We start from the raw sequence: 24,579 nt of genomic DNA, 5'->3' as shown, positions 1-24,579 counted from the left end.
TCAGAAGTACCCTTCACGCTTGCGGTCCTCCATGGCGGCCTCCGACAGCTTGTCGTCGGCCCTGGTCGCGCCCCGCTCGGTGAGCCGGGACGCCGCGATCTCCGCGATGACCTGCTCGATGGTGACGGCGTCGGAGTCCACCGCACCGGTGCAGGACATGTCGCCGACGGTGCGGTAGCGCACCCGGCGCGTCTCGACCGTCTCGCCCTCCTTGGGGCCGCCCCACTCGCCCGGCGCCAGCCACATGCCGTTGCGGCGGAAGACCTCGCGGGTGTGGGCGTAGTAGATGGCCGGGAGCTCGATCTTCTCCCGGGCGATGTACTGCCACACGTCCAGCTCGGTCCAGTTGCTCAGCGGGAAGACCCGTACGTGCTCCCCGGGCGCGTGGCGGCCGTTGTAGAGCTGCCACAGCTCGGGGCGCTGGCGGCGCGGGTCCCAGCCGCCGAACTCGTCGCGCAGCGAGAACACCCGCTCCTTGGCGCGGGCCTTCTCCTCGTCGCGGCGCCCGCCGCCGAAGACCGCGTCGAACCGGCCCGTCTCGATCGCACGCAGCAGCGGCACCGTCTGCAGCGGGTTGCGGGTGCCGTCGGGACGCTCGCGCAGTTCGCCGCGGTCGATGAACTCCTGCACGGAGGCCACGTGCAGCCGCAGCCGGTGCTCGGCCACCACCCGGTCCCGGTAGGCGATCACCTCGGGGAAGTTGTGGCCGGTGTCCACGTGCAGCAGCGCGAAGGGCACCGGCGCCGGGGCGAACGCCTTCAACGCCAGGTGCAGCATCACGATGGAGTCCTTGCCGCCGGAGAACAGGATCACCGGCCGCTCGAACTCACCGGCCACCTCGCGGAAGATGTGCACCGCCTCGGACTCCAGCGCGTCCAGGTGGGTGAGCGTGTACGGGGCTCCGGTGTCCCCGGCGGGTCCGCTCTCCCCGGTGGTGGCCGGCTCGGTCGCTTCGGTCGCGGTCGTCACGCCAGTCCCCTCTCGGCGAGCAGTGCGTACAGCCTGGCTGCGGAGTCCTGAACGGTCTCGGTGTGCGCCTCGATCCGCAGGTCGGGATCGGCCGGCGGCTCGTAGGGGTCGTCCACCCCGGTCAGCCCGGTCAGCTCGCCCGCGGCCTGCCGGGCGTACAGCCCCTTCACATCGCGCTCGGAACACACCTCGACCGGGGTGGCCACGTGCACCTCCAGATACGCGGTGCCCTCCGCCTGGTGGCGCTTGCGGACCGCCTCGCGGCTGTCGGCGTACGGCGCGATCACCGGGACCAGGGCCTTCACCCCGTTGGAGGCGAGCAGCTCGGCGACGAAGCCGATCCGCTGCACGTTGGTGTGCCGGTCCGCCCGGGAGAAGCCCAGCCCGGCGGAGAGGAACTCCCTGACCTCGTCGCCGTCCAGCACCTCCACCCGGTGCCCCTCCTCGCGCAGCCGGCCGGCCAGCGCGTGGGCGATCGTCGTCTTGCCGGCGCTCGGCAGACCGGTGAGCCAGACCGTGGCCCCCTCGCCGGTCCCGCCCGCGCCGGGGGCGGTCGCCCCGCTCATCCGCAGCTCCTCGTCCGTCGGGTCATCCGTCGGTTCATCCGTCCGGCCTTTCGGGTCGGCCATCAGACGTGCAGTCCGCACTCGGTCTTGCCGCGCCCGGCCCAGCGGCCGGCCCGGGCGTCCTCGCCCGCCGACACCCGCCGGGTGCAGGGGGCGCAGCCGACGGAGGCGTAGCCGTCCATCAGCAGGGGGTTGGTCAGTACACCGTGCTCGGCGACGTAGGCGTCCACGTCGTCCTGGGTCCAGCGGGCGATCGGCGAGACCTTGACCTTGCCGCGCTTGTCGTCCCAGCCGACGACCGGGGTGTTCGCCCGGGTCGGGGACTCGTCGCGGCGCAGGCCGGTGGCCCAGGCGTCGTACGCCCGCAGCCCCCGCTCCAGGGGGGCGACCTTGCGCAGCGCGCAGCACAGGTCCGGGTCGCGGTCGTGCAGCCGCGGCCCGTACTCGGCGTCCTGCTCGGCCACCGTCTGCCGCGGGGTGAGCGTGATGACGTTGACGTCCATCACCTCCGCCACCGCGTCCCGGGTGCCGATGGTCTCCGGGAAGTGGTAGCCGGTGTCGAGGAACACCACGTCCACCCCGGGCGTCGCCCGCGAGGCGAGGTGCGCGACGACCGCGTCCTCCATCGAGGAGGTCACGCAGAAGCGCGGCCCGAAGGTGTCGGCCGCCCAGTGCAGGATCTCCAGGGCCGGGGCGTCCTCCAGCTCGTGGCCCGCCTTCTCGGCGATCCGCCGCAGCTCGCCGGCGTCCCGCCGCAGGCCCTGCCGGCCGTCGGTGGGTGTCATCGGGCACTCCCTCCGTTCTCGCCGGTGCCGGACCGCCGCAGCCCGTCGGCCAGCAGGCCGAGGAAGGACAGCTTGAAGGCGCGGTTGCAGGAGGCGCACTCCCAGGCGCCGTGGCCGGCCTCGGACGGGCGCAGGTCCTCGTCACCGCAGTAGGGGCAGTAGAACGGCGCGGCCCGCTCGCTCACTTGAGGTCCCCCTCACCGGCGCGTGCCGCCCACTGGGCGAACCGCTCGCCGTCCTGCCGCTGCTCCTGGTAGCGGGTCAGGACGCGCTCGACGTAGTCGGGCAGCTCGGCGGCGGTGACCTTCAGCCCGCGGACCTTGCGGCCGAAGCCGGGGTCCAGGCCGAGGGAGCCGCCCAGGTGCACCTGGTAGCCCTCGACCTGGTTGCCGTCGGCGTCGGTGACGAGCTGGCCCTTGAGGCCGATGTCCGCGGTCTGGATGCGGGCGCAGGAGTTGGGGCAGCCGTTGACGTTGATGGCGACCGGCTCGTCGAACTCCGGCATCCGGCGCTCCAGTTCGTCGATGAGCGAGGACGCGCGGCCCTTGGTCTCGACGATGGCCAGCTTGCAGAACTCGATGCCGGTGCAGGCCATGGTGCCGCGCCGGAAGACGGACGGGCGCGCGGTCAGGTCCATCGCCTCCAGCCCCTCCACCAGGGACTCCACCTTGTCCTCGGCCACGTCGAGAACGATCATCTTCTGCTCGACGGTGGTGCGGACCCGGCCCGAGCCGTGCGCCTCGGCCAGTTCGGCGATCTTGGTGAGGGTGGTGCCGTCGACGCGGCCGACGCGGGGGGCGAAGCCGACGTAGTACCGGCCGTCCTTCTGGGCGTGCACCCCGATGTGGTCGCGCCAGCGCTGATCGGGGAGCTCGGGGGCGGGCCCGTCGGCCAGCTTCCGCGTCAGGTACTCGTCCTCCAGCACCTGGCGGAACTTCTCGGCGCCCCAGTCGGCGACCAGGAACTTCAGCCGGGCGCGGTTGCGCAGCCGGCGGTAGCCGTAGTCGCGGAAGATGCCGATGACGCCCTCCATGACGTCCGGGACGTCCTCCAGCGGCACCCAGGCGCCCAGCCGGACGCCGAGCTTGGGGTTGGTGGACAGGCCGCCGCCCACCCACAGGTCGAAGCCCGGGCCCAGCTCGGGGTGGCGGACGCCGACGAAGGAGACGTCGTTGATCTCGTGCGCCACGTCCAGCAGCGGGGAGCCGGAGATCGCGGTCTTGAACTTGCGCGGCAGGTTGGAGTACGCCGGGTTGCCGACGATGCGGCGCTTGGCCTCCTCCAGCGCGGGGGTACCGTCGATGATCTCGTCGGCGGCGATCCCGGCGACCGGTGAGCCGAGGAAGGCGCGCGGGGTGTCGCCGCACGCCTCGGCGCTGGACAGGCCCACGCTCTCCAGCCGGCGCCAGATCTCGGGGACGTCCTCGATCCGCACCCAGTGGAGCTGGATGTTCTGCCGGTCGGTGATGTCGGCGGTGCCGCGGGCGAACTCCTGGGAGATCTCGCCGATGACGCGCAGCTGCTCGGTGGTCAGCCGGCCGCCGTCGATGCGCACGCGCATCATGAAGTACTCGTCGTCCAGCTCCTCCGGCTCCAGGACCGCGGTCTTGCCGCCGTCGATCCCGGGCTTGCGCTGGGTGTACAGGCCCCACCAGCGCATCCGGCCGCGCAGGTCGGAGGGGTCGATGGAGTCGAATCCCCGGTGGGCGTAGACCGTCTCAATGCGTGTCCGCACATTGAGACCGTCGTCGTCCTTCTTGACCTGCTCGTTGCCGTTGAGGGGAGTGAAGTGCCCGGCGGCCCACTGACCCTCGCCGCGGTGGCGGCCGGCCTTGCGGCGGGTCGGGGCAGCGCTGGCTGGCTTGCGGGTGTCGGCCATGGCGGTGTCTACGTCCTTCGGCTGGACTCGGCTGCGCCGGTGCGGGGCGGGCCCGCGCGGGGCGCGCGGACGTGCGCGCTCTCGGCGCGGAGCGTGGGGCGGGGATCGCCTGCCCGCGGTGTCGGGGCGGCGGGGGTGCGGCGGTGCTGGGACTGTCAGCCCGCCGGACAGATGGCGCTGGACATGCGGCCGAGGTCGACGTGCCGCCGACTCACCAAGGCAATTCCAGCTCGAGACATGGCAGAAGCGTGGCACGCGCGTCTCGCGACAGTCCACCGCTATCCGGGATATGGACAAAGCCGTCCCGTTTTATGAGACGCTGTGGTGTCTCTCACAGCTCCCGGGGGTGCGGGGCGAACGCTTTCGGCCATGGACCCGGCGCGGGCACGGCCGGCTCCCGCGTCACCCTGGTGTCGAAGAGCCGGAAGCCGCGCCGGGTGTAGTTCGCCCGCGCGTGGGGGCCGTCCTTGGAGCAGGTGTGCAGCCACACCCGCCGGGTGGGCTCCCGCCCCGGCTCGCGCTCCGCCAGGTCCCAGGCGCGCGCGGTCGCGTACGACAGCAGACGGCCCCCGATGCCCCGCCCCCGGAAGGCCGGGATCAGGCCGAAGTAGGCGATCTCCACCACGCCGCCCGGCTGCGGGTCCAGTTCGGCGTATCCGGCCGGGGTGCCGTGCTCGAACGCCACCCAGGTCTCCGCGCCGGGCCGGTTCAGGTACGCCTGCCACCGCGCGTACGGCCACCCCAGCCGGTCCGTCCAGGTGACGTCACCGCCGACGGCGGTGTAGAGGAAGCGGGTCAACTGCTCGGCCCCTGAAGGGACCGAGCTTGGAAGCTGGGTCCCTGTGGGGGCTTTGCTTATGCTCCCGACTGTCCCCTACGGCAGGACGGTCACGGGTCACATTCACCGGTCTCCGCTCAGGCGGAGGCCGGGTCGGGCATGTTGACGAATACCCACGCCGTGGCCGCTCGCTGGGCGATGTTGACCCCGGCGACGCGGTCGGCCGGCCCAGCGAGACCGCACCGACGACAGGAAAAGTGATCCCGGGCGCGCCGATTGGCGCGCTCGGTGTGGCCGCAACGCGGACAGCGCTGCGAAGTGTGGGCCGGATCCACTTCCAGGAACGGGACACCGGCGCGCTTGGCCTTGTAGGCCAGGAACGCGCCGAGCTGGTGGAAGGGCCAGGCTGACTGGCGTGCTCGCTGGTCGCGGGGAACCGTGACCCGCTCGCGGATGCCCCGCAATTCCTCCAGGGCGATACCGCGTTCGGTGCGTTGGGCGACAGCAACGACAGTCTTGGCGATCGTGTGGTTGATGTGGGCGGCGTGCCGCGCCTCGCGGCGGGCCCGCTTCTTCAGCAGCTGTTTCGCGCTCCGGGTCTGTCCGGCTTGGAGTTCGGCTCGCTTGCGGGCCTGCCACCTGCGGTAGCGGCCCGGGCGGCGGCCGGTGTTTGTCCCCGTCGCTGGTGGTGGCGAGGTTGGTGATGCCCCGGTCCACCCCGAGGAACCCCTTCGGCTCGTACACCTCCGGCTCGCAGACGTCGATGGTGGCGGCCAGGAACAGCTTCCCGTCCCGCCGGACCAGGTCCGTCTCGCCCTTGCGGGACTCGGCAAGCTGTTTGAGCGCGCCGGGGGAACAGGCGAACCGCACGTGCTTGAGACGGCCGTCCAAGGTCCAGATCGAGACGGTCTGGGTGTCGTAGTTCCACGACAGACACCGGTCGTCATAGGTGTGCGCCGCATCCGGCCGGAAGGCGATCGGCTTGGACCCGGCCTTGCGGCGGCGCGCCGAACCCTGCGGCCCCAGGTTCCCGGCCCGGATGTTGGCGCGCAGTGTGGCATAGGCGTCGGCGACCCGTTTGATCACATGCTGGGCGGCCTGCGCACCGAACCCGCGGGCCTTCAGCTCGCCGTAGCACAGCGCGCGCAGCTCCCGCACCGAACCCGTGAGCCCGAAGTGCTCGAACGAGAGGGCGGATACCCAGGTGGCGGCCTCGTTCGCCGCGCGCAGGGTCCGCTCCACCGCCGACGCCTGCACGGCATCCGGTGCGAGTTTCACCTGCACAACCAGCTTCACAGCGCGATCGTAACGCCACCCTGTGTCACTGCAATGGGGGGCGGAACCCGATATCCGCAGGGGCCGTAGCGTCGTCCACATCCTTCACCCGCATCTGGTCTTCATACCGAAGTACCGGCGGAAGGCCTTCACCGACGCGGTCCTCACCCGGCGCGAGGAGGTCATGCGGGGAGGTGTGTGCCAAGGCCGGTGTGGAACTGCGCGAGTTCAACGGCGAGCGCGACCACGTACACCTCCTGGTGCACTACCCGCCGCAGGTCACACTCTCCGCGCTCGTCGGCAGCCTCACAGGCGTCTTCCGCGCACTACCCGGCAAGGAGTTCCCCGACCACCTCAAGCAGTACCTGCGGGGTGAGCGCTTCTGGTCGCCCTCGTACTTCGCCGCCTCGTGCGGGGGAGCACCGCTGGCCGTGGTCAAGGAGTACATCGAGAACCAGAAGCGCCCGGGCTGAGCGCGCCACCGTCGCGGGAGCTTTGCGGAGCGGTGCGGCGGAGCTCCGCGCCGCCGCACCCAGGACGCGATTCCTCCCGAGCCCCTGAAGGGGCCGGGGTTCCTCGCAAGAACATGCTGAACCCCGGGCTGGGGACCTGGGCCAGGGCGATCCGGATGCCGGAGCCGGGGTCCGGGACGCGGGCGGGGGAGAGGTCCTCCGGGGAGGTCTGCTCGAACGACCAGGTGGTGACGGTGATCATGTCCCCGGCGGCTCCGGCGGCTCCGGCGGTCCCGTCGTTCCCGGTGCTCACGGCGTGTTCGGAGTTCTCCACGCCGCCCAGTGAAACACGCCGCTGAAACACGCGTTCGCCGGCCCGCTTCCGCCCCGGGTCCGGTCCGGTTCCCGCCCGGATCCGGCCCGGTTCCGCCGGGCGCGGGAGAAGCGGGCGGACCCGGGCCACAATGACCGGCATGCCCACGATCAGCAGCGCCCCGAACGGCGGCCGGGCCGACGGCTCCGCCTCCGCGCCCCCCGTCGCCGTCCTCGGCGAGTGCGTCGCCGACGCCTTCACCGTCCCGGCGGCCGGCGGCACCCCCGGACCGGACGCCGGTACGGGTGCCGGACCGGAGCTGCCCACGCTCGGCCTGGAGGTCCTGCCCGGCGGCGGTCCCGCCAACACCGCCGTGGCGCTCGCCCGGCTCGGCACCCCCACCCGCTTCCTCGGCCGGTTGTCGCAGGACGTCTTCGGCCGCCTCTTCCGCGCGCACCTGACCGCATCCGGGGTGGACCTCGGCCCGGCGGTGACGGCCTCCCAGCCCGCCACCCTGGCCGTCGCGGACCTCGACGCCGAGGGGCGTGCCGACTACTCCTTCCACGCCGAGGGCACCGCCGACTGGCAGTGGACGGACCAGGAGCTGACGACCGCCGCGGCGGCCCCCATGGCCTGCCTGCACACCGGCTCGCTGGCGCTGGTGCGGCCGCCGGGCGCCGCGGCGGTGGAGCGGCTGCTGGAGCGGGCGCGGGAGCGGGCCACCGTCTCGCTGGACCCCAACGTCCGGCCGCTGCTGGTGGACCCGGCCGTCTACCGGGAGCGGCTGCCGCGCTGGTGCGCGGCGGCCGACATCCTGCGGCTGTCCGACGACGACCTCGGCCACCTCCTGCCCGGCCTGGACCCCGCGGCCGCCGCCGACGTCTTCCACGGCCACGGCGTCCGGCTGGTCGTCGTCACCCTCGGCGGCGACGGCGCCCTGGCCTCCCTGGACGGCGAGCGGCTGCGGGTGCCCACCCCGCCCGTGGAGGTGGTCGACACCGTCGGCGCGGGCGACTCGTTCATGGCCGGTCTGCTCCACGCCCTGCACACCGGCGGGGCCCTGGGCGGACGGCTGGACGGCCTGACCACCGGTCTGCTGGCCCAGGCGCTGGCCACCGGGGCCGCGGTCGCCGCCGCGACCTGCGCGGCCCGTGGTGCCAACCCGCCCTGGAAGCACCAGATGGGCGGGCACCGGCGCAGCTGAGCGGGCCTGTGGCGGGGCCGGGCGGGGAAGGCGGGACCTTCGTCCCGGGCCCGGCCCGGGGCCGGGACCTTCGGCCTGCGGCCGGGGCCCCTTCGGCGGCTGTGGCACCGGGTACCCGGGGCGTGCAATGGAGGTACCGAAGCCCCCGCGTTCAGGAGTGAGCCCCCATGGCAGCAGCCGCCGCACGTCCCACCGCCCCGTCGGATGTCAAGGCCGCCGGGACCGCAGAGGCCGTCGGGATCACTGTCGACACCCTGGTGGCGCACGCCGTCAAGGCCCTGGACGAGTACGCCTCGTTCACCCAGGAGCAGGTCGACCACATCGTGCGGAAGGCCTCGCTCGCCGCGCTGAGCAACCACTGCGAGCTCGCCGAACTCGCGATCGGCGAGACCGGCCGGGGCGTCTTCGAGGACAAGGCGATGAAGAACCTCTTCGCCTGCGAGCACGTCACCCACTCGATGGACGGCATGAAGACGGTCGGCGTGATCCGCCGCGACGAGCTGAACGGCATCACCGAGATCGCCGAGCCGGTCGGCGTCGTCTGCGCCATGACCCCGGTGACCAACCCCACCTCCACCGCGATCTTCAAGGCGCTCATCGCGCTGAAGACCCGCAACCCGATCGTCTTCGCCTTCCACCCCTCGGCCCAGCGGTGCAGCGCCGAGGCGGCCCGGATCGTGCGGGACGCCGCCGTGGCGGCCGGCGCCCCCGAGCACTGCGTGCAGTGGATCGGGGAACCGTCGATGGAGGCCACCCGGCGCCTGATGAACCACCCGGACGTCTCCACCATCCTGGCCACCGGCGGCAACGCGATGGTCCGGGCGGCCTACTCGTGCGGCAAGCCGGCGCTCGGCGTCGGCGCGGGCAACGTCCCCGCCTACGTCCACCGCACCGCCGACGTACCGCGCGCCGTGCACGACATCGTGCTCTCCAAGACCTTCGACAACGGCATGATCTGCGCCTCCGAGCAGGCCGCCGTCCTGGACGCGGACATCTACGAGCGGGCGATCGCGGAGTTCCGCAAGCTCCACGCCCACCTGGCCACCCCCGCGGAGAAGGCGAAGCTGGAGAAGTTCCTGTTCGGCGCGACCGCCCGCGGCGCCAACTGCGCCGAGGCGAAGCTCAACGCAGACGCGGTGGGCCGGCCGGTCACCTGGATCGCCGAGCAGGCCGGCTTCACCGTCCCCGAGGACACCTCCGTCATCCTCGCCGAGATCCCGGGCGTCGGCCCCGCCGAGCCGCTCAGCCGCGAGAAGCTCTCCCCGGTCCTGGCCGTGCTGCGCGCCGGGAGCACCGAGGAGGGCATCGAACTGGCCGCGCGGATGGTGGAGTTCGACGGACTGGGCCACAGCGCCGTCATCCACACCGACGACGAGGAGCTCACCGAGCGCTTCGGCCGCCGCGTCAAGGCGGTGCGGATCATCGCCAACGCGCCCTCCAGCCTCGGCGGCATCGGCGACGTCTACAGCTCCTTCCTCCCCTCGATGACCCTGGGTTGCGGCTCCTACGGCCACAACTCGGTCTCCGGCAACGTCACCGCCGTCGACCTGCTCAACATCAAGCGGGTGGGGCGCCGGAACAGCAACATGCAGTGGTTCAAGGTCCCCCCGAAGATCTACTTCGAGCGGCACTCCCTGCGCTACCTCGGCGACATGCGCGGCATGCGGCGCGTCACCGTCGTCACCGACCGGAACATGGACCGCCTGGGCCACCTCACCCGCGTCAAGGACATCCTGCGCTCGCGCCGCGAGCCGGTGAACCTCCAGATCATCGACGACGTCGAGCCCAACCCGGAGCTGGCCACCGTCGAGCGCGGCGCCGCGAAGATGCGCGAGTTCGGGCCCGACACCATCGTCGCCCTCGGCGGCGGCTCGCCGATCGACGCCGCCAAGGTCATGTGGCTGATGTACGAGCACCCCGAGATCGCCTTCGCCGACACCAAGGAGAAGTTCTCCGACATCCGCAAGCGCGCCTTCACCTTCCCGCCGCTGGGGGAGAAGGCGAAGCTGATCGCGGTGCCCACCACCTCCGGCACCGGCGCCGAGGTCACCCCGTTCGCGGTCATCTCCGACCCGGCCGCCGCCCGCAAGTACCCGCTGGCCGACTACGCGCTCACCCCCGGCGTCGCCATCGTCGACCCGGTGCTGACCGCCACCCTGCCGCCCGCCGTCACCGCCGACTCCGGCTTCGACGCCCTCACCCACGCCACCGAGGCGTACGTGTCGGTCTACGCCAACGACTACACCGACGGGCTGTGCCTCCAGGCCATCCGGCTGATCTTCGAGAACCTGGAGAACTGCGTCACCCGCGGCCCCGAGGACCCCAGGGCCCGCGAGCGGATGCACAACGCCTCCACCATCGCCGGCATGGCCTTCGCCAACGCCTTCCTCGGCCTGGTGCACGCCATGTCCCACACCCTGGGCAACACCTTCCACATCACCCACGGGAGGACCAACGCGCTGCTCCTGCCGCACGTCATCCGCCACAACGGCCGCATCCCCGGCAAGCTGACCGGCTGGCCCAAGTACGAGACCTACCGGGCGCACGAGCGCTTCCAGGAGATCGCCAAGACGCTCGGCCTGCCGGCCGCCACCCCCGAGGAGGGCGTGGAGTCCTACGCCCGGGCCGTGGAGGACCTGCGCGCCCGGTGCGGGATCCCGGCCTCCTTCCAGGAGGCGGGCGTCGACGAGAAGGAGTTCCTCGCCGCCCTGCCCGAGCAGGCCCGCAACGCCTACGCCGACCAGTGCGCACCGGCCAACCCCCGGATGCCGATGCTCGACGAGATGCGGACGCTGATGCGCCAGGCCTACTACGGCCGCACCGCCGGGGCCTGACCCGGGCCCGCCGCCCACCGCCTGACCCACCCCTTCAGGAGCCAGCGATGACCACCATCCCGCAGCCGCAGACCCCGCACCGCCCGCACCAACCCACCGGCGCCGACCGCGCCGGCACCCCCGCCGCCCCCGCCCGGCACACCGTCGAGGGCGCCTGGAAGGGCTTCAAGGGCGGCCTGTGGCGGGACGCGATCGACGTCCGCGACTTCGTCCAGCACAACTACACCCCCTACGAGGGCGACGGCGCCTTCCTGGCCGGCCCCACCCACCGCACCACCGCCGTGTGGGAGAAGCTCCTGGCGATGTTCCCCGCCGAGCGGGAGCGCGGCGTCTACGACGTGGACACCGCCACCCCTTCCACCATCACCGCCTTCGGCCCCGGCTACATCGACAAGGACCTCGACCTGATCGTCGGCCTGCAGACCGACGCCCCGCTCAAACGGGCGATCATGCCGACGGGCGGCTGGCGGATGGTCGAGGCGGCGCTGAAGGCGTACGGCTACGAGCCCGACCAGCGGGTGAAGGAGATCTTCACCACCTACCGCAAGACCCACAACGACGGCGTCTTCGACGCCTACACCCCCGAGATCCGCGCCTGCCGCTCGGCGGGCATCATCACCGGCCTGCCCGACGCCTACGGCCGCGGCCGCATCATCGGCGACTACCGCCGCGTCGCCCTGTACGGCGTGGACCGGCTGATCGCCGACAAGCAGGCCGGCCGGCGGCTGCTGGACGACCGCTGGCCCACCGAGGAGGTCATCCGCGACCGCGAGGAGAACGCCGAGCAGATCAGGGCGCTGCGCGAGCTGAAGGAGATGGCCGCCTCCTACGGCCACGACATCTCCCGGCCCGCCGCCACCGGCCGCGAGGCCGTCCAGTGGCTGTACTTCGGCTACCTGGCCGCCGTGAAGGAGCAGAACGGCGCGGCGATGTCCATCGGCCGGCTCGACGCCTTCCTCGACGTCTACCTCCAGCGCGACATCGAGCAGGGGCTGCTCACCGAGAGCGGCGCCCAGGAGCTGATCGACGACTTCGTGACCAAGCTCCGCATCGTCCGCTTCCTGCGCACCCCCGAGTACAACTCGCTCTACTCCGGCGACCCGACCTGGGTCACCTGGTCGCTGGCCGGGATGGGCGAGGACGGCCGCCCGCTGGTCACCCGCACCACCTTCCGCGCCCTGCAGACCCTGTACAACCTGGGGCCGGCCCCCGAGCCCAACCTGACGGTCTTCTGGTCGCAGGCGCTTCCCAGGGGCTTCAAGGACTTCGCCGCCGGGGTCGCCGTCGACACCAGCGCCCTGCAGTTCGAGTCCGACGAGCTGATGCGCCCGAGGTACGGCGACGACACCGCCATCGCCTGCTGCGTCTCGGCGATGGCCACCGGCAAGCAGATGCAGTTCTTCGGCGCCCGCGTCAACGTCGCCAAGGCCCTGCTCTACGCCATCAACGGCGGCCGCGACGAGATGACCGGCGAGCTGGTCGTCAAGGGCTTCCGCCCGGTCGAGGGCGAGTACCTGGACTACGCCACCGTCGCCGAGCGCTACGACGCGATGCTGGAGTGGCTGGCGAGGACCTACGTCCACGCGCTCAACGTCATCCACTACATGCACGACCGTTACGCCTACGAGCGGCTGGAGATGGCCCTGCACGACCGGGCGGTGCTGCGCACCATGGCCTGCGGCATCGCCGGCCTGTCGGTTGCCGCCGACTCGCTCTCGGCCGTCAAGCACGCCAGGGTGCGGGTGATCCGCGACGCCACCGGGCTGGCCGTCGACTACCGGGTGGAGGGCGACTACCCGGCGTACGGCAACAACGACGACCGGGCCGACGAGATCGCCCGCGGTCTGGTCCACGGCTTCATGGCCAAGGTGCGCCGCCACGCCACCTACCGCGACGCGGTGCACACCCAGTCGGTGCTCACCATCACCTCCAACGTCGTCTACGGCGAGAAGACCGGCAACACCCCCGACGGCCGCCGCGCCGGCACCCCCTTCGCGCCCGGCGCCAACCCGATGAACGGCCGGGACCGGCACGGCTACATCGCCTCGGCCCTGTCGGTGGCCAAGCTGGACTACGCCGACGCCGAGGACGGCATCTCGCTGACCAACACCATCACCCCCGACGCCCTGGGCCGCACCCCCGAGGAGCGGGCCGGGAACCTCGCCGGGGTGCTGGACGGCTACACCGCCTCGGGCGGCTTCCACATGAACGTCAACGTCCTGGACCGGGACACCCTGGTGGACGCCATGGCGCACCCGGAGAAGTACCCGCAGCTGACCGTCCGGGTCAGCGGCTACGCGGTGAACTTCGTCCGGCTCACCCGCGAGCAGCAGCTCGACGTCATCAACCGCACCTTCCACGGAGCACTGTGATGACCGCACCCGTCAACACGGGACCGGGTACGGAGCGCGTCCGGGAGACCGCTCCGGCGGGGGCGGCCACCCGCCGCCCGGTGACCGGCTCGGTGCACTCCTGGGACCTGTCCACCGGCGTGGACGGTCCCGGCGCCCGCTTCGTCACCTTCCTCGCCGGCTGCCCGCTGGCCTGCCTGTACTGCCACAACCCCGACACCTGGCAGCTGCGCAACGGCCGCCGCACCGCGGCCGACGAGATCGTCGCCGAGGCCGCCAAGTACACCGCCTTCATCCGCGCCGCGGGCGGCGGCGCCACGCTCAGCGGCGGCGAGCCGCTGCTCCAGCCGGTCTTCGCCGGGGAGCTGCTGCACCGCTTCAAGCACGAGCTGGGGCTGCACACCGCCCTGGACACCTCCGGCTTCCTCGGCGCGCGGGCCTCCGACGCGCTGCTGGCCGACACCGACCTGGTGCTGCTGGACATCAAGTCCTGGGACCCGGCCCTGTACCGGAAGGTCACCGGAGGCCGGGGCGAGACAGGCCCCACCGTCGACTTCGCCCGCCGGCTGGCGCTGCTGGGCAACGAGGTGCGGGTGCGGTTCGTGCTGGTCCCCGGGCTGACCGACGAGCCCGACAACATCGAGGGCGTCGCCGCCTTCACCGCCTCGCTCGGCAACGTCTCCCGGGTGGACGTGCTGCCCTTCCACAAGCTGGGCGCCGCCAAGTGGGAGGCCGTCGGCCGCACCTTCCCGCTGGCCGGCACCCCCGCTCCCGCCCCCGGGCAGGTGGCGGCGGCCCGGGAGATCTTCGCCGCGCACGGCCTGTACGCGGTGTGAGCGGCCCGGCCCGGCTCCGGACCGGTACGGCCGGCCCGCACCGTACACCGGAAGAGCCCGCAGGTGGGCCACGGTGCGAGCCGGCCGCGGCGGGCCGGATACGTTAAGGGCGTGCAAGCAGCCCCGACACCTCCCCAGCAGTCCCGGAGCACCCTGCGCAGGGCCCGCGCCCTGTACCGCGACGTCCCCAAACGGAAGCTCGCCTGGCTGCTGCTGAAGGACACCGTCAACTCCGCCATGGAGTACCGGATCCTGGGGCTGGCGGCCGAGGCCGCCTTCTTCACCCTGCTGTCGCTGCCGCCGCTGCTGCTCGGCCTGATCGGGCTGCTGGGCTACCTCGACGCCTGGATCGGCACCGACACCATCGCCAGCGTCCGCGCCAACATCCTGGACGCCTCCGCCACCGTCCTGTCCGACCGGGGCGTCAGTCAGCTGGCCGAACCGCTGATCGACGACGTGATCGAGGGCGGCCGGCCCGACGTGATCTCGGTCGGCTTCGCGCTGGCCCTGTGGTCCGGCTCGCGCACGATGAACGTCTTCATCGACACCATCACCGTGATGTACGGACTCGACGGCCACCGCGGCATCGTGGCGACCCGGCTGCTGGCCTTCGTGCTGTACCTGGCCGCCCTGCCGCTGGGCGCGGTCGCCCTGCCGCTGCTGATCGTCGGCCCGGACGCGCTGATCGGCTGGATCCCGCAGCTGGAGATGCTGGTGCCGCTGCTGTACTGGCCCGTGGTGGTGCTGGCGTCCGTCGCCTTCCTGACCACCCTCTACCACGTCTCCGTGCCCGTCCGCTCGCCCTGGGTGGAGGACGTCCCCGGCGCCCTGGTGGCCCTGCTGATGTGGATCCTGGGCAGCGCCCTGCTGCGCTTCTACCTCACCCGCACGGTGGACGGCCCGACGCTGTACGGCTCACTGGCCGCGCCGGTGGCCGTCCTGCTGTGGATCGGCGTCTCCGCCTTCGCCGTCCTGGTCGGCGCGGCCGTCAACGCCGCCATCGACCATGTGTGGCCCTCGGTGTCCACGGCCGCCGCCCGCCGCGCCACCGAGCGCGCCCGGGAGCAGGCCGCCGCCGAGGTCGTCGCCGCCGCGGCGGCGCGGCGCGCGATGCGGGGAGCCGAAGGCGGTGACGGCGACGGCGACGGGGAGGAGCCGGGCGAGCCGCCCGCGGAGTTCCCCGAGCGCTGGACGAAGTTCCTGCCGCCCGCCGACGTGCGCTCCCGGCTGCGTTCCCGGCTGCGGTCCCGTCACCGGGACTGACCGGCCCCGCCCGTGCCCGGTGCCCGGCCGATCCGCTCCGGTCGGGCACCGGGCGTGTGTTCCGGTCGCGGTGTGCCGCTCACCCCCTTCCGCGTTCGCCGCTCCCCTTGCCGCCCTTCCTGCCGATGGCCAGGAGCGCCAGTCCGAGGAGGAAGACGATGCCTCCGGTGATCACGTTGGTGAGGATCGTCCGGGTGGTGTCCACGTTGCCCGACACCAGCCAGGGGGAGAGGACCGTCCAGGCGCCGAGCGCGCACACGGCCCAGCTCAGGCCGTAGGCGCGCTCGAAGGCCACGCCGAGGGCCAGGCCGATCACGGCGAGTGCGATGCCGGTGACGAAGTTGTTGACGGTCAGTGCGTTGAACTGGGTGAAGCCCACGATCCAGGGCGAGGCCAGCAGGAAGACCCCCGCCAGCAGGGTCAGCGACTCCAGCCCCTGTGCCGTCGGCGTCGTCGACGCCTGCGCGTAGCGCGCCCGCATTCCCACCAGGTCGGGGTGTTCCTCGATGCGCGGCGTGGGTGTGGCCATGTGAGCCACCTCCTCTGAGGTTTTAACCCTTACACTCCAATCTTCACCCGAATGACCTCTTATGTCTTCCTCGCCGGACCGTCCGGACCACCTCCCGGGGAGAAACCCGGAAAGGAAAAGAAGTGGTGCCGGGGCGCCGCGCTCGTCTAGGGTCGCTCGCGGACGGGGGGGAGCACCGCTCCCCGAGCGCGTCCGTACGCACCGTCGCCGACCCGGAGAACAGGAGGTGGAGACCATGGCCGCCGCTGTCGCCGCCGTGGGGTCCGCCCACGGCCACCAGCCCGCCAGTCCCACTTCCGCGGTCTCCGGCTGACGTCTCTCCTTCCTCCGGGCTCCTCGCCAGGAGCCCCCTGCGCCGGGGCCGCCCTTCCCGAAGGGTCATCCGCGTTGCGCGCCTTCGACACCGCACACGCTTCCGCACATCCGCTCGCCCCTTACGGCTGGGACGAGCACACCGCCGAGTCCTTCGCCCCCCACGGGCGGCAGGGCCTGATCCCCGCCCGGGTGGTCCGGGTGGACCGCGGCCGGTGCGACGCCGTCACCGCCGACGGCACCGTACGGGCCGACAGCGCCTCCGTCACCGGCCCCGACCCGGTGCGCACCGTCTGCACCGGCGACTGGGCCGCCCTCGGCCCCGGTGCCGGCGGGTTGCCCGAGGTACGCGCCCTGCTGCCCCGGCGCACCGCCTTCGTACGGTCCACCTCCTCCAAACGCGCCGAGGGCCAGGTGCTGGCCGCCAACGTCGACCACGCCGTGATCGCCGTCTCCCTCGCCACCGAGCCCGATCTGGGCCGGCTGGAGCGCTTCCTCGCCCTGGCCTGGGAGAGCGGCGCCCAGCCGCTGGTCGTCCTCACCAAGGCCGATCTCGCCCCGGACGCCGGGCACGTCGCCGCCGACGCCGAGGCCGCCGCACCGGGCGTGCCGGTGCTGTCCGTCAGCGCCCGCACCGGCGAGGGCCTGGACGCGCTCGCCGCCGCACTGTGCGAGGGCACCGCCGTCCTGCTCGGGCAGTCCGGCGCGGGCAAGTCAACCCTGGTCAACGCGCTGGTCGGGCAGGAGGTGGCGACCGTACAGAGCACCCGGTCCCGGGACGGCAAGGGGCGGCACACCACGACCGGCCGCGAGCTGTTCCTCCTCCCCGGCGGCGGCGTCCTCATCGACACCCCGGGGCTGCGCGGCGTCGGGCTGTGGGACGCCGGGGACGGTGTCGGCCGCACCTTCGCCGACGTCGAGGAGCTGGCACGCGAGTGCCGCTTCCCCGACTGCGCGCACACCGCCGAACCCGGCTGCGCCGTCCTCGCCGCCGTCGACGACGGCACCCTGCCCGTGCGCCGTCTGGACAGCTACCGCAAGTTGCTGCGGGAGAACGAGTACCTCGCCGCCCGCACCGACGCCCGGCTGCGGGCGGAACTGCGGCGCGACTGGAAGCGGAAGCAGGCGCTCGGCCGCCACATGGCGGAGCGCAAGCGCGGCCCGCGGCGGTAGGCCGGACCGTTCCCGGAACGCACGGGGCGGTGGTGGCCCGGCTGCTACCGTCGCCCCGTGCTCCTCTGGATCAACGGACCGTTCGGTGTCGGCAAGACGCACACCGCCCACGAGCTGGCGCGGCGGCTGCCGGGCAGCACCGTCAGCGATCCCGAGCTGCTGGGTTTCGGCATCCACCGCATGCTGCCGCGCGCCCTGCGGGACGACTTCCAGGACTTCCCCGCCTGGCGGCGCGGCGTGTGCGAGGTGCTGGACCATCTGCTGCGCCACCACGACGGTCCGGTGGTCGTCCCGATGACACTGGTGGTGCCGCAGTACTTCGAGGAGACCGTCGGCGCCCTGCGCGCCGGTGGCCACGAGGTGCGCCACGTGACGCTGCTGGCCGAGCGGGAGACGGTGCTGCGCCGGCTGCGCGGGCGCAGGCCGCTGCCCGGGCTGCCCGCCGACCGCTGGGCGGCCGGACAGCTGGACCGCTGTCTGACGGCGCTGCGCGGACCGGAGTTCGCCGAGCACGTCCACACCGACAACCTCCCCCTGCCGCGCGCCGCCGAGGCGGTCGCGGACGCGGCGGGGCTGCGGATCGCCCCGCCCACCGGCGGAGCGCTGCGACAGCGGATGCGCCGGGCCCGGACCACGCTGCGCAGCATCCGGTTCGACTGATCCCGCCCGAGGAGTCCTCATGCCCCCCACCGCACCGCGCGGCACCCCGGCCGGACCGTTCGGCCCCCGCGAGTTCCAGCTCGTCCTGCTGCGCCGGATGGCCGACTTCCAGCCCGGCCTCGTCCTGGACGCGCTGCGGACGCTGGACGCCGACCGGGCCGAGCTGCGCGAGGCCAACCGCCGCTGGCAGGCGTGGAACCACTCGGGCGGCTCCCCCCGCGCCCGCGGCGCGGCGGCCCGCTACCGCTTCGTCCTCGGCGAGCCCGAGACGGACGAGCCGCGCCGCGTCGGCGACCTGGCGTGCCGGGCGCTGCGCTGGCCGGTGCCGCTCTGGCCCGACCTGCGCTTCGAGGTGCTGACCGCGCCAGGCGGCGCGGTCTGGAACGAGTGGCTGGTACGCGCCCCGGGCGCGCCCGCCCCCGAGCTGCGCACCGTGGAGGACCTGCTGCCGTGGAGCTGCACGGTGGACGAGGCCGCCCGCGCCTTCGCCCCCGCCCGGCCCCTGGAGGGTTCCGCCCCCACCCGCTGGCGGCTGTCCTTCACCGCCCCGGACCGCTCCGGGACGCGGCACACGGTGCTCGCCGAGTTCACCTGGGGCCTGCTCCAGCGCCTCCCGGACCACTGACCCCGGTCTTCCCGCGGGCTTCCTCCGCCGGGCGGTCCATCGTCCGCCAGGCGGGGAGGACCAGCGGGCTCAGTGTCGCCGCCAGACAGAGCCCTCCGGTGACCAGCAGCGCGGGCCCGAGCCCGGCCACCTCCACCGCGGCTGGGGCCGCGGTGGGGCCGCCGGTCACGGCGCTGTCGCGCTCCGGCCGGAGTGGACCAGGCGCAGCCCCGTCTCGACCAGGGCCCAGCCGACCCGGCGGCGTACGGCGGACCGGCGCGGGCGCGCGCGGGGCCCGTGCGCCGTACGGGGCCCGGCCGCGCGGGCCAGGCGCCAGGCGGCGGCCTCGCGCCGCAACTCGGCCGAGCGCGACCGGGCGACGAAGAGGTGGGCGTCGGGCTGGAAGGGATGCACGGATGCCTCCGCCGGTGTCGGGTGCCGGATCAGTCCCCGGCACGGGGGAAGGAGTGCAGATGGACGCGGAACCGCTCGGCCCGCTCGTCCCCGGCGGCCCGGTCGCGGTAGCTCTCGACCAGCTCGTGCAGCCGCTCGTTCAGCTCCCTGGCCAGCTCGGGGGGCAGCCGCAGACTGAAGTCGCTGAGCTCGGAGGCCCGCTGCCACTCCTCGGGCCACTCGTGCACCGTCCCCAGCCAGGTGTCCAGCTCCCGGGCGTGGATGGTGGCCACCTCGTGCAGCAGCAGGCCGAGCGCGCCGCGCACCTCCGGGTCGGGGTGCCGGAGGAACTGCTCGACGTCGCCCACCTGCGTGCCCCGGTGCACGGCCTTCCACCAGCGCTCCCGCGCGGTGCCGCGCCCGGTGTCCTCCTCGGTGAAGCCGTACGCGGCCAGTTGCCGCAGGTGGTAGCTCGTCGCCCCGCTGGACTCGCCGAGCCGGTCGGCCAGCCGGGAGGCGGTGGCCGGGCCGTACTCGCGCAGCGCGCCGAGGATGCGGATGCGCAGGGGGTGGGCCAGGGCGCGCAGTGAGCGCGGGTCGAGGGTACGGACGGGATGCTGAGGACCGGGGCGCCGGGAGTCGGGGGACGGATCGTCGGGCATGGGATGACGGTAAGGGTGCAAAGGAATCTTTGCAACAGATTTTTGCAAAGAAATCTTTGTACAGTGGACCGGCCCGGTGCGGAGCCGTTCACCACCGCGTCCGATTTCCGCCAGTGGCGCGGCGCCGCGCGGCGCACACTGGATCCCGTGATGGACGACGACAGCAGGTACGAGGCGGTACGCGGCCGGGACGAGCGGTTCGACGGGGTGTTCTTCACCGGGGTGCTGACCACCGGCATCTACTGCCGTCCGAGCTGCCCGGCCGTCACCCCCAAACGGCACAACGTGCGCTTCTTCCCCTCCGCGGCCGCCGCCCAGCGGGCCGGGCTGCGGGCCTGCCGCCGCTGCCGCCCGGACGCCGTGCCCGGCTCGGCCGAGTGGAACGTACGGGCCGACCTCACCGGCCGCGCGATGCGGCTGATCGCCGACGGGGTCGTGGACCGCGAGGGCGTCGAGGGGCTCGCCCGGCGGCTGGGCTACAGCGTCCGCCAGATACGCCGCCAGCTCACCGCCGAACTCGGCGCGGGGCCGGTGGCCCTGGCCCGGGTGCGGCGGGCGCACACCGCCCGGGTGCTGCTCCAGACGACCGAGCTGCCCGTCACCGAGATCGCCTTCGCCGCCGGTTTCGCCAGTGTGCGGCAGTTCAACGACACCATCCGGGAGATCCACGCCCGCACCCCGCGCGAACTGCGGGCCCGGGGCCGCACCCGGTCCGGGGCGCCCGCCGCCGGGGCCGGGGGAGTGGCGCTGCGGCTGGCCTGCCGGGGGCCGTACGCCACCGGCGCCGTCCTCGACTTCCTGGCGCGGCGGGCCGTGCCCGGGATCGAGGAGGTCACCGGCACACCGGGACAGCGCGTCTACCGGCGCACCCTGGCACTGCCGTACGGGCACGGGATCGCCGAGATCCACGAGAGCGGCGGCACCACGGCCGGCGGCGGCACCGCGGGCGGCGGCTGGCTGCCGTGCCGGCTGCACCTGGCCGACCTGCGGGACCTGACCACCGCCGTCCAGCGGATCCGGCGGCTGCTCGACCTGGACGCCGACCCGTACGCCGTCACCGAACGGCTGGGCGCCGACCCGCTGCTGGGCCCCCTGGTCCACCGCCGGCCGGGGCTGCGCTCCCCGGGCGCGGCCGACCCGCACGAACTGGCGGTGCGCGCCGTGCTCGGCCAGCAGGTCACCGTCGGCGCGGCCCGTACCCTGGCGGGCACGCTGGTGGCGGCGTACGGCAAGCCGCTGCCCGCCCCCGACGGCACCCTCACCCACCTCTTCCCCGACCCCGGCAGTCTGGCCGACGCGCCCCTGGCCGAGCTGGGCATGCCCGCCGCCCGCCGCGCGGCGCTGCGCACCCTGGCCGCGGCCCTCGCCGACGGCGCCCTCGTCCTCGACCCCGGCGCCGACCGCGACGAGGCCGAGCGCGCGCTGCTCGCCCTGCGCGGCATCGGCCCGTGGACGGCCGGCTACATCCGGATGCGCGCCCTGGGCGACCCGGACGTCTTCCTGCCGGGTGACGCGGGCGTACGGCACGCCCTGGCGCGGCTCGGCGCCGGGACGGACCGGGCCGGGGACTGGCGGCCCTGGCGCTCCTACGCCCTGCACCACCTGTGGCACTCGACCACGATCACCGAGCCGACCGAGCCGACCGAGACGCACGAACCGGAGAAGCGATGAGCACCCTGTACACCGTCCACCCCAGCCCGCTGGGCGACCTGCTGCTCGCCGGCCCCGAGCCCGGTGTGCTGGCCTCGGTCACCGTGCCCGGCCAGAAGGGCGGCGCCCGGGTGCTGCCCGACTGGCGGCGCGACGACGCCGCCTTCGCCGAGGTGGTGCGGCAGTTCGACGCCTACTTCGCCGGGGAGCTGAAGGAGTTCGACCTCACCCTGGCCACCCGGGGCTCGGAGTTCCGCGAGCGGGTCTGGGCCGCCCTGGAGCGCGTCTCCTACGGAAGCACCGTCACCTACGGCGAACTCACTGCCATGGCCGGACTCCAGGCGCGGTCGGTGCGGGCCGTCGGCGGCGCGGTCGGCGCCAACCCGCTGACGGTGGTGCGACCCTGCCACCGCGTCATCGGCACGAGCGGCGCGCTGACCGGTTACGCGGGCGGCCTGGAGCGCAAGCGGTGGCTGCTCGTCCACGAGGGGGTGCTGTGACCGGCCGGTGAACCCGACACGCCCGCGCCGGACCCGCCTCGGCCGGTGGCCTACCGGCCACCGGCGTGGACAATGAGCACATGGGTCAACAGGGTGAGCGGGCCGGCGGGGCGGACTGGTGGGGCCGGCTCTACGACGAGGACGCGCCGGACACCGGCCGTACGCCGGCGGGGGACAGCGTGGACGAGCGCTTCGACTCTGCCGCCCGTACGGTCGGCCTGTTCCGCCGGGGGGCCGGGAACACCGAAGGAGCCGGCGGGGTGCCGGAGGCGGCGGACTCCGCACCGGAAGCCGTCACGCCGGAGGTCCCCGCACCGAGAGCCCCCGCACCGGAGACCGGACCCGCCCCCGCGGCACCCGCCACCGCCCCCGTCCCGGACTTCGTCGGCGACCGCCCGCCCACCTACGAGCCCGAGCCGACCGCCCTGCCCGCCGCCGACCCCGAGGAACTGGCCGAGGCGGCGGCCGGGGCGGTGTCGGTCCCCGGCGCGGCGCCCGACACCGTCCTGGAGGGGGCCCGCTACGGCTGCTTCACCCTGCGCGCGGTGTCCCTGCGCGGCGACTCGGCCCGCTACCGGGGCGAACCGCGCCGCGACGCCCTGCTCACCGCCCGGTTCGGCAGCGGCCGGCACGCCCTGGTGCTGGTCGCCGTCGCCGGCGGGGCCCGCACGGCGGGGGAGGCGCACCGGGCGGCGCGGGAGGTGTGCCGCTGGATCGGGGCGTACGTCGGCCGCAGCCACACCCGGCTGTCGGAGGACATCCGCGCCGGCCGCCGCGACGAGCTGAAGTCCGGTCTGCACCGGCTGACCGGCCGCGGCTACGGAAGGCTGGCGGCCCGCGCCGCCGAACTGGGCCTGGACACCGCCGAGTACACCGCCGACGTGCGCTGTCTGCTGCTGCCCGCCGACCCCGGGTGCCGGACCCGGGTGTTCTTCGGGACGGGCGGCGGCGGGCTGTTCCGGCTGCGCGGCGGCGCCTGGCAGGACATCGAACCCGAAGCCCGGGAGGAGGACGGCCGCGCGGCGGACACCGGGGACATACCCGGGCCCGTCGAGGGCTTCCCCGCCTCGGAGTCCCCGGCCACCGCGATGCCCGGCCCGTTCCGCTTCCGGACCTCCGTAGCCCGTCCCGGTGACACCCTGCTGCTGTGCAGCGCGGGTCTGGCGGAGCCGATGCGGGGCGAGCGGGCCTTCGCCGACCGGCTGGCCGGGTGCTGGGCCGGTGCCGAACCGCCGGGGCTGGCGGGCTTCCTGGCCGACGCCCAGCTACGGGTCAAGGGGCACGCGGACGACCGTACGGCCGCCGCGGTCTGGGAGCACTGACCGCGGCGGCCGTACGGCGCCGTGTGACGCGGTTGCCTGACGGTGTGCCGGGACCCGGCCGGGTCCCGGCACACCGTCAGGCCGGGAGTGTCAGCCGAACTGCTTCTCGATGTCGGCGAGTTTCGCCTCCAGCGAGTCGAGCCGGGGGCTGGTGAGGCTCTCCTCGCCGCCGAACGGGTCCGCCGGGCGGGGCGGGTCGACCTTGCGCAGCCCCTCCGGTCCCGTCCCGGTCCCGCCGCTCTCCTCCGCGGCGGGCTGGAGCGCCGCGCGCGGCACCGTGCCGCGCTCCAGTTCGGCCGGCTGGTCGCTGCCCCGGGGCAGCATCCGGCCCCGGCTGATCGCCTTGAGCCGGGCTCGCTCCAGCTTCTGCTGCTCGCGCCGGCGGGTCCGCTCCTCCTCCTTGCGGCGCCGGTCGTCGCGGACCTCGTCGACCGCCTCGTCCAGCGTCCGCACGCCCTCCAGCAGCATCAGCGACCAGGCCGCGTAGGTCTCGCGCGGGGCGCGCAGCCACCGCACGACGCGGATCTGCGGCAGCGGACGCGGCACCAGGCCCTGCTCGCGCAGGGCGGAGCGGCGGGTCTGCTTGAGCGCGCGGTCGAACAGGACGGCCGCCGCGATCGACATGCCGGCGAAGAACTGCGGGGCGCCCGCGTGCTCGTCGCCGCGCGGGGCGTGCACCCAGTTGAACCAGGCCGCGGCGCCCGCGAACAGCCACACCAGCAGCCGGGAGCCGAGGGAGGCGTCACCGTGGCTGGCCTCGCGGACGGCGATGACGGCGGAGAACATCGCCGCGCCGTCCAGGCCGAAGGGGACGAGGTACTCCCAGCCGCCGCTCAGCCCCAGGTTCTCGCGGCCGAAGCCGACCAGGCCGTGGAAGGAGAGGGCGGCGGCCACTCCCGCACAGCAGAACAGCAGTACGTAGGAGGCGATGGCGTAGACCGTCTCCTTGCGGCGGCGGCGCTCCTCCATGCGTTCCCAGGAGTCGGAGTTCTGCTCCTCCTCGTTTCTGTGCTTGCCGCGGCCGCGGCCCATCATCACGACCGCGACCAGGGCGCCGACGAGCAGTACGGCGCTCAGCAGCACCCAGGTCATCGATATGTCCGTCAGATTCATCCGGGGGTGTCCCTTGCCTGGCGGCATGCCGTGGACCGGCCCCGCCGTACTCGCATTGGCTACTGATGCGCAGCATCCTGGCGGAAGAACATACTGTCCGGCAGTCCTTTCGGGTCGGAAAACCGGCGAACGGGAACCAGGACGCGCGACCAGGAG

General features: G+C 73.6%; 22 protein-coding genes and 2 pseudogenes. 12 read left to right on the top strand and 12 right to left on the bottom strand.

All coding sequences use genetic code 11. The features are described 5' to 3' along the window. The 8 genes and pseudogenes from cysD to V1L54_RS16980 form a co-directional block, all read right to left on the bottom strand. On the bottom strand, positions 1-879 hold the full coding sequence (gene cysD / locus V1L54_RS17015; protein ID WP_443076672.1) for a sulfate adenylyltransferase subunit CysD: 879 nt from the start codon (positions 877-879) through the stop codon (positions 1-3). 86 nt (positions 880-965) lie between these two features. Next, a complete protein-coding gene (cysC, locus tag V1L54_RS17010; RefSeq protein ID WP_100205464.1) occupies positions 966-1,535 on the bottom strand; it encodes an adenylyl-sulfate kinase in 570 nt (189 codons plus the stop codon). Between the two features lie 62 nt (positions 1,536-1,597). Beyond that, positions 1,598-2,320 carry a phosphoadenylyl-sulfate reductase gene (locus V1L54_RS17005; RefSeq protein ID WP_330118859.1) on the bottom strand — a complete coding sequence of 241 codons (723 nt, stop codon included), beginning with the start codon at positions 2,318-2,320 and terminating at the stop codon, positions 1,598-1,600. Continuing rightward, complete coding sequence (locus tag V1L54_RS17000; RefSeq protein ID WP_330118858.1) at positions 2,317-2,505, bottom strand: hypothetical protein; 189 nt, start codon at positions 2,503-2,505, stop codon at positions 2,317-2,319. The genes V1L54_RS17005 and V1L54_RS17000 overlap by 4 nt, the downstream gene beginning before the upstream one ends. Further along, positions 2,502-4,199, bottom strand: a complete 1,698-nt coding sequence (locus tag V1L54_RS16995) for a nitrite/sulfite reductase (RefSeq protein WP_330118857.1) — start codon at positions 4,197-4,199, stop codon at positions 2,502-2,504. The genes V1L54_RS17000 and V1L54_RS16995 overlap by 4 nt, the downstream gene beginning before the upstream one ends. Positions 4,200-4,354: 155 nt before the next feature. Continuing rightward, positions 4,355-4,438 carry a putative leader peptide gene (locus tag V1L54_RS16990; protein ID WP_309471194.1) on the bottom strand — a complete coding sequence of 28 codons (84 nt, stop codon included), beginning with the start codon at positions 4,436-4,438 and terminating at the stop codon, positions 4,355-4,357. Between the two features lie 92 nt (positions 4,439-4,530). Continuing rightward, positions 4,531-5,058: a GNAT family N-acetyltransferase gene (locus V1L54_RS16985; RefSeq protein ID WP_443076670.1), complete on the bottom strand. Its 528-nt coding sequence runs from the start codon at positions 5,056-5,058 to the stop codon at positions 4,531-4,533. Between the two features lie 56 nt (positions 5,059-5,114). After that, a pseudogene (locus V1L54_RS16980) lies at positions 5,115-6,261 on the bottom strand (RNA-guided endonuclease InsQ/TnpB family protein). Between the two features lie 34 nt (positions 6,262-6,295). On the opposite strand from V1L54_RS16980, the pseudogene tnpA reads away from it, so the two are divergent. From tnpA to V1L54_RS16950, 6 genes and pseudogenes are all read left to right on the top strand, one after another. Next, positions 6,296-6,725, top strand: a pseudogene (gene tnpA, locus V1L54_RS16975) (IS200/IS605 family transposase). Between the two features lie 452 nt (positions 6,726-7,177). Beyond that, the gene (locus V1L54_RS16970; protein WP_330118855.1) at positions 7,178-8,221 is read left to right on the top strand and encodes a carbohydrate kinase family protein; all 1,044 of its coding nucleotides are present in this window, start codon (positions 7,178-7,180) and stop codon (positions 8,219-8,221) included. Positions 8,222-8,388: 167 nt separating this feature from the next. Beyond that, the gene (gene adhE, locus V1L54_RS16965) at positions 8,389-11,055 is read left to right on the top strand and encodes a bifunctional acetaldehyde-CoA/alcohol dehydrogenase (protein WP_330118854.1); all 2,667 of its coding nucleotides are present in this window, start codon (positions 8,389-8,391) and stop codon (positions 11,053-11,055) included. 47 nt (positions 11,056-11,102) lie between these two features. Next, positions 11,103-13,427 (top strand): formate C-acetyltransferase, encoded by a 2,325-nt coding sequence (gene pflB, locus V1L54_RS16960; RefSeq protein WP_330118853.1) that lies wholly within the window; start codon positions 11,103-11,105, stop codon positions 13,425-13,427. Continuing rightward, on the top strand, positions 13,427-14,242 hold the full coding sequence (gene pflA, locus V1L54_RS16955) for a pyruvate formate-lyase-activating protein (protein WP_330118852.1): 816 nt from the start codon (positions 13,427-13,429) through the stop codon (positions 14,240-14,242). Before pflB ends, pflA begins: the two co-directional genes overlap by 1 nt. Before the next feature lie 111 nt (positions 14,243-14,353). Further along, complete coding sequence (locus V1L54_RS16950; protein ID WP_330118851.1) at positions 14,354-15,505, top strand: YihY/virulence factor BrkB family protein; 1,152 nt, start codon at positions 14,354-14,356, stop codon at positions 15,503-15,505. 79 nt (positions 15,506-15,584) lie between these two features. Here V1L54_RS16950 and V1L54_RS16945 read toward each other — a convergent pair whose 3' ends face one another. Beyond that, positions 15,585-16,034, bottom strand: a complete 450-nt coding sequence (locus V1L54_RS16945) for an SPW repeat protein (protein WP_330118850.1) — start codon at positions 16,032-16,034, stop codon at positions 15,585-15,587. Positions 16,035-16,421: 387 nt separating this feature from the next. Between V1L54_RS16945 and rsgA the strand changes: the two genes are divergently transcribed. From rsgA to V1L54_RS16930, 3 genes are read left to right on the top strand one after another with little or no spacing between them, the layout of a single operon-like run. Then, positions 16,422-17,519 (top strand): ribosome small subunit-dependent GTPase A, encoded by a 1,098-nt coding sequence (gene rsgA / locus V1L54_RS16940; RefSeq protein ID WP_330118849.1) that lies wholly within the window; start codon positions 16,422-16,424, stop codon positions 17,517-17,519. A 57-nt stretch (positions 17,520-17,576) separates the two neighbouring features. Beyond that, positions 17,577-18,179: an AAA family ATPase gene (locus V1L54_RS16935; protein ID WP_330118848.1), complete on the top strand. Its 603-nt coding sequence runs from the start codon at positions 17,577-17,579 to the stop codon at positions 18,177-18,179. Positions 18,180-18,198: 19 nt separating this feature from the next. Then, positions 18,199-18,804: a hypothetical protein gene (locus V1L54_RS16930; RefSeq protein ID WP_330118847.1), complete on the top strand. Its 606-nt coding sequence runs from the start codon at positions 18,199-18,201 to the stop codon at positions 18,802-18,804. A gap of 165 nt (positions 18,805-18,969) precedes the next feature. Here V1L54_RS16930 and V1L54_RS16925 read toward each other — a convergent pair whose 3' ends face one another. Next, the gene (locus V1L54_RS16925; RefSeq protein WP_330118846.1) at positions 18,970-19,197 is read right to left on the bottom strand and encodes a hypothetical protein; all 228 of its coding nucleotides are present in this window, start codon (positions 19,195-19,197) and stop codon (positions 18,970-18,972) included. A gap of 29 nt (positions 19,198-19,226) precedes the next feature. Next, positions 19,227-19,838, bottom strand: coding sequence for a helix-turn-helix domain-containing protein (locus tag V1L54_RS16920; protein ID WP_330118845.1), 612 nt, complete (start codon positions 19,836-19,838; stop codon positions 19,227-19,229). A 150-nt stretch (positions 19,839-19,988) separates the two neighbouring features. Here V1L54_RS16920 and V1L54_RS16915 point away from each other — a divergent pair, with 150 nt between their 5' ends. The 3 genes from V1L54_RS16915 to V1L54_RS16905 all read left to right on the top strand — a co-directional run bounded on the left by V1L54_RS16915 (position 19,989) and on the right by V1L54_RS16905 (position 23,310). Then, positions 19,989-21,509 (top strand): DNA-3-methyladenine glycosylase 2 family protein, encoded by a 1,521-nt coding sequence (locus V1L54_RS16915; protein WP_330118959.1) that lies wholly within the window; start codon positions 19,989-19,991, stop codon positions 21,507-21,509. Then, entirely contained in the window at positions 21,506-21,988 is a 483-nt protein-coding gene (locus tag V1L54_RS16910) for a methylated-DNA--[protein]-cysteine S-methyltransferase (RefSeq protein WP_330118844.1), read from the top strand. Before V1L54_RS16915 ends, V1L54_RS16910 begins: the two co-directional genes overlap by 4 nt. Positions 21,989-22,068: 80 nt before the next feature. Further along, positions 22,069-23,310: a protein phosphatase 2C domain-containing protein gene (locus V1L54_RS16905; protein WP_330118843.1), complete on the top strand. Its 1,242-nt coding sequence runs from the start codon at positions 22,069-22,071 to the stop codon at positions 23,308-23,310. Between the two features lie 90 nt (positions 23,311-23,400). Here the strand turns inward: V1L54_RS16905 and V1L54_RS16900 are convergent, their stop codons facing one another. After that, on the bottom strand, positions 23,401-24,423 hold the full coding sequence (locus V1L54_RS16900) for a DUF2637 domain-containing protein (protein ID WP_330118842.1): 1,023 nt from the start codon (positions 24,421-24,423) through the stop codon (positions 23,401-23,403). Positions 24,424-24,579: the final 156 nt, after the last annotated feature.

This window comes from Streptomyces rubellus, assembly GCF_036323805.1.
Classification (GTDB): Bacteria; Actinomycetota; Actinomycetes; order Streptomycetales; family Streptomycetaceae; genus Streptomyces.
This window is presented reverse-complemented; position numbering and strand designations above follow the sequence as displayed.

Bases quoted from the DNA above. Each gene is read 5' to 3' on its own strand.
- V1L54_RS16990 (WP_309471194.1), bottom strand. From the start codon at position 4,438: ATGTCTCGAGCTGGAATTGCCTTGGTGAGTCGGCGGCACGTCGACCTC.
- V1L54_RS16920 (WP_330118845.1), bottom strand. From the start codon at position 19,838: ATGCCCGACGATCCGTCCCCCGACTCCCGGCGCCCCGGTCCTCAGCAT.
- cysC (WP_100205464.1), bottom strand. From the start codon at position 1,535: ATGAGCGGGGCGACCGCCCCCGGCGCGGGCGGGACCGGCGAGGGGGCC.
- V1L54_RS16970 (WP_330118855.1), top strand. From the start codon at position 7,178: ATGCCCACGATCAGCAGCGCCCCGAACGGCGGCCGGGCCGACGGCTCC.
- V1L54_RS16915 (WP_330118959.1), top strand. From the start codon at position 19,989: ATGGACGACGACAGCAGGTACGAGGCGGTACGCGGCCGGGACGAGCGG.
- V1L54_RS16905 (WP_330118843.1), top strand. From the start codon at position 22,069: ATGGGTCAACAGGGTGAGCGGGCCGGCGGGGCGGACTGGTGGGGCCGG.
- adhE (WP_330118854.1), top strand. From the start codon at position 8,389: ATGGCAGCAGCCGCCGCACGTCCCACCGCCCCGTCGGATGTCAAGGCC.
- V1L54_RS16995 (WP_330118857.1), bottom strand. From the start codon at position 4,199: ATGGCCGACACCCGCAAGCCAGCCAGCGCTGCCCCGACCCGCCGCAAG.
- V1L54_RS17005 (WP_330118859.1), bottom strand. From the start codon at position 2,320: ATGACACCCACCGACGGCCGGCAGGGCCTGCGGCGGGACGCCGGCGAG.
- V1L54_RS16910 (WP_330118844.1), top strand. From the start codon at position 21,506: ATGAGCACCCTGTACACCGTCCACCCCAGCCCGCTGGGCGACCTGCTG.
- V1L54_RS16930 (WP_330118847.1), top strand. From the start codon at position 18,199: ATGCCCCCCACCGCACCGCGCGGCACCCCGGCCGGACCGTTCGGCCCC.
- pflA (WP_330118852.1), top strand. From the start codon at position 13,427: ATGACCGCACCCGTCAACACGGGACCGGGTACGGAGCGCGTCCGGGAG.
- pflB (WP_330118853.1), top strand. From the start codon at position 11,103: ATGACCACCATCCCGCAGCCGCAGACCCCGCACCGCCCGCACCAACCC.
- V1L54_RS16945 (WP_330118850.1), bottom strand. From the start codon at position 16,034: ATGGCCACACCCACGCCGCGCATCGAGGAACACCCCGACCTGGTGGGA.
- V1L54_RS16900 (WP_330118842.1), bottom strand. From the start codon at position 24,423: ATGAATCTGACGGACATATCGATGACCTGGGTGCTGCTGAGCGCCGTA.